4 protein-coding genes and 1 pseudogene are annotated in these 3,727 nt (G+C 74.8%); 4 read left to right on the top strand and 1 reads right to left on the bottom strand.

The window, feature by feature from the left end; translation table 11 throughout:
- From I59_RS23300 to I59_RS02065, 3 genes and pseudogenes are all read left to right on the top strand, one after another.
- Window positions 1–327: pseudogene (locus I59_RS23300) on the top strand (hypothetical protein); the annotation flags it as partial.
- A gap of 48 nt (window positions 328–375) precedes the next feature.
- Window positions 376–732: a PRC-barrel domain-containing protein gene (locus I59_RS02070; protein ID WP_022902455.1), complete on the top strand. Its 357-nt coding sequence runs from the start codon at window positions 376–378 to the stop codon at window positions 730–732.
- A gap of 177 nt (window positions 733–909) precedes the next feature.
- Entirely contained in the window at window positions 910–1,950 is a 1,041-nt protein-coding gene (locus I59_RS02065) for an SGNH/GDSL hydrolase family protein (RefSeq protein WP_022902454.1), read from the top strand.
- Window positions 1,951–1,958: 8 nt separating this feature from the next.
- On the opposite strand, the gene I59_RS02060 is transcribed toward I59_RS02065, so the two are convergent.
- Window positions 1,959–2,864, bottom strand: a complete 906-nt coding sequence (locus I59_RS02060; protein WP_022902453.1) for a universal stress protein — start codon at window positions 2,862–2,864, stop codon at window positions 1,959–1,961.
- A 130-nt stretch (window positions 2,865–2,994) separates the two neighbouring features.
- On the opposite strand from I59_RS02060, the gene I59_RS02055 reads away from it, so the two are divergent.
- A complete protein-coding gene (locus tag I59_RS02055; RefSeq protein WP_022902452.1) occupies window positions 2,995–3,462 on the top strand; it encodes an NUDIX domain-containing protein in 468 nt (155 codons plus the stop codon).
- The last annotated feature ends 265 nt before the right edge of the window (window positions 3,463–3,727 follow it).

Here is a 3,727-nt window from a genome sequence, read left to right as displayed (position 1 = left end):
CCGCCCGAAGCCTGGGGCCCGCCTGCCTCCGGGCCGCACGTCGTGCTGACCGATGCGTCGCAGCGACGGGGCGACGTGTTCTCCGAGGAACCGGACCCGGCGCTGCTCGCCGTGGGTCCCGACGACGTGCTCGCCGCGGTGGACGGCCTCGGCGTCACGCCGCGCGGTCCGGCCCGTGTCGTGCCCGGCGGTGCGGCCCGCGTCGTGCCCGGCGGTGCGGCCCGCGTCGTGCCCGGCGGTGCGGCCCGCGTCGTGCCCGGCGGTCCGGCCCGTGTCGTGCCCGGCGGTCCGGCCCGCGTCGTGCCCGGCTCAGGAACCCACCAGTAGGTTCGGAGCCGGACCGCCGGAGGGACCGGTGGCCGGGAGGGAACCATCGTGTTCGAAGCCGCCAACATCCGGGACTGGATCGGGCTGCCGGTCGTCGACCCGTCGGAGGACAAGGTCGGGAACCTCGAGAGCATCTACTACGACACCGCCACATCGGAGCCGGCCTTCGGCGCCGTGACGACGGGGCTCGTCGGGTTCCAGAAGCTCGTCTTCGTGCCGCTCGCCGGTGCCACCGTCGCGCCGAAGCACCTCCTCGTCGCGTTCCCGAAGAAGCTCGTCAAGGACGCTCCGTCGATCGCGACCGACGGCGAGCTCGACGCGACGCTCGAGCCCGGACTGTACGAGCACTACGGCCTCGTCTACCAGACGGGCAGCAACGGCGAGCGCCGACTCGGCCGACGCTGAGGTCGGGCGGCTCGCCTCGGCGACCGTCCGCTGTGCCGCCCGCGGTGCCCGACCGCTGTTCCCGCCCGCTCTGCCCGCCCGCTGTTCCCGCCCGCTCTGCCCGCCCGCTCTGCCCGTCCGTCGGAGGTCCCGCTGCCCCGCCCGCCCCGTCCGCTCCGGCCACGGCTGCTCGCCGCCGTGGCGCTCGTCGCCGTCGTCGGTGGCCTGCTGCCGGTCGCCGTGGCACCCGCAGGGCCGGGCGGGACCCCGGCGAGCGCGGCGCCGTCGTGGCCGCAGCCGCAGCCGTTCCCGGTGACGTCCGACCCACCCGACCGGCTCGCCGACGTGCCGCCCGGCAGCGAGTACGTCGCACTCGGTGACTCGTACTCGGCGGGGTACGGCCTCGCCGACCCGACGCACCTCCCGACGAACGTGTGCGGGCAGTCCGCACGCGACTACCCGCACCGGATCGCCCAGCGGTTCGGTCTGGCGCTGACCGACGTCACCTGCGCCGGTGCGACGAGCGACGACGTGACGTCCGGCTCCCAGTTCGCCGGCGTCCCGCCGCAGATCGAGGCGCTGTCGTCCGCCACGCGGCTCGTGACGCTGACGATCGGTGGGAACGACGCCGACCTGTTCGGCACGGCGGCCTCGTGCCTGGCGCTGTCGGCGAACGGTCCGGTGTTCTCCGGACGGGACGCTGCGTCCTGCGAGAGCACGCTCGTGCGGGACGGCGAGGACGAGCTCGGCACGAAGATCGCTTCCCGGGTGGCACTCGGCGTCGCGGACACGCTCGCACGGGTCACGGCAGCGGCGCCGAACGCCGTGGTCGTGTTCCTGGGGTACCCGGCGATCTTCCCCGATGCCGAGCACACCCCCGCGAAGGGCTGCTTCCGGTCCGCGGTCGACCTCGGATCGCTCGCCGGGTCGTTCCCGACGAACTCGTACCCGTTCACCGACACGGACGTCGCGTACCTGCACGGTGTCCAGGAGCAGCTGAACGCGGTGTCCGCCGCGGCCGCGCGTGCCGCCGACGTCCGGTTCGTCGACGTGTTCTCCCGTACCCAGGCCCGGTCGGCGTGTGCCACGGAGCGGCCGTACGTGTCGGGCGTCTCCCTCGACGGGACCGGCAACCTGCAGCGCATCGACCTCGAGCCGGGGGCGCTGCACCCGAACGAGCGCGGGGTCGCGTACCTCACCGACCAGGTGGCCGACGCCGTGGAGGACCTCGCCGGTTGACCCGGTCGTCAGGCCGTCGCCTCCCGGTCCGCGAGCCCGGCCTCGGCGTCCGCCGCCGCGGTGCGGTCCTTCGCCGCCTCGACCGGGGCGGTGGCCCCGTGCGCGGTCGGCGGGACGACGCACACCGGTGAGACCGACTCGCGCAGGACGTCGTGGAGCACCGACCCCGAGAGCGCGTGCACGTGCCCGCGCCCGAGCACGACGAGCGACGCCGTGCGCGAGTGGGCGGCGATCGCGTGCCCGGGGTGGCCCTCGACGAGCAGCGGGTGGATCCGCAGGGCCGGGTGCCGGCGACGCAGCTCCGCCGTGACCCGCTCGAGCAGCTCCGCGTTCCGGGTGCGCCACCGCATCGGGTCCTCGGCGAAGTCGGTCAGGCCGGTCCGGGTGAGGACGGGCATCTCCCACGCACGGAGGACGGTCAGCCGTCGGTGGCGCCGCTCCGCCTCGTCGACGGCGATCGCGACGGCCCGCTCGTCGAGCGGTTCCTCCACGGCGAGCACCACGTCGCCGTCGATCGGGTGCGGCCCGTCGGGCACGACCACCGTGGGCACGGCGGCACGTTCGGCGACGCGCGCCGGTCCGTTCCCCAGCGTGCTCCCGCGTCGACTGCGCCACGACCCGACCACGAGCAGGTCGCCGGCGTCCGACTCCGCGACGAGCGCGTTCGCGAACGACCCGGCGTGCCTGGCGATCTCGACCTCCACGTCCGGCAGGGCCGTGCGGGCAGCCTCGGCCACCGCGTCCGCGACCCGTCGCCCGTCCGGGCCGACGCGGCCCTCGAGCGCCGGGTCGACCCCGATGACCCGGAGCCGTTCGATGCCGGACCCCGCATGGTCGGCGATCCACCGGAGCGCCTGCTCGTGGGGCTTCGCCGCGTCTGCTGCCAACGTCACCGTCGACCACCGTTCGTCCATCCCGATCGACCTCCTCGTGCCGGTACCGGGGCGTCGTGGGGCGCTCCTGGCCGCGGATCGTACTCCCGCGGGCGGTCCGCCACCTGCACGCTGCCTGCGGTTCCGTGCGGCGGCTGCGTAGCCTCTGGTCGTGCGTACGAGTGCCGGGCTCCTCCTCCACCGCGCCGGGGAGACCGGCACCGAGGTCTTCGTCGCGCACATGGGCGGCCCGTTCTGGCGGAGCCGCGCGCGGGCGTGGTCGATCCCGAAGGGCGAGCCGTTCCCGGGGGAGCGCCCGTTCGACACCGCGCGACGGGAGTTCACGGAGGAGATCGGGGTGCCGGCACCCGAGGGATCGGTCGTCGACCTGGGCGAGCACCGGCAGTCGTCGAAGGTCGTCCGGGTGTTCGCGGTGCACGCGCCCGGGTTCACGGTGGACACCGTGACGAGCAACACCGTCCGGCTGGAACTGCCGCGCGGGTCGGGTCGCTTCGTCGAGGTCCCGGAGGTCGACGACGCCCGGTGGATGCCGCTGGGCGAGGCGCGCGAGCTGCTCGTGCTCGGCCAGGTGGCCGCGCTCGACGCCCTCGCGAGTGCGCTGTCCGGATCGACTGGGTGACAGGGACCCACGAAGTGCCCGGAGTCCGCGCTCCGTGGATAGCCTGTACGAACGTCGAGGTGACGTCTGGTGCAGGGGCCAGGTCAGCACGAACAGGGGAGCACCATGCGGCGCTTGCGCACCGTCACGGCGGGTCTGACCGCCCTCGTCCTCGGAGGTGGTCTCGCGCTCGTCGGCGCGACCTCGGCCTCCGCCGTTCCGGCCGGGCACTGGGGGGACTTCACCCTCGCCGGCCAGAGCCGGGCGTACACCGGCACCATGACCC

This window comes from Curtobacterium sp. B8, from assembly GCF_000333315.1.
In the GTDB taxonomy this organism is placed as follows: Bacteria; Actinomycetota; Actinomycetes; order Actinomycetales; family Microbacteriaceae; genus Curtobacterium; species Curtobacterium luteum.
Note: the sequence above shows the minus strand (reverse complement) of the source record. Positions and strands in the feature narration are given on the sequence as shown.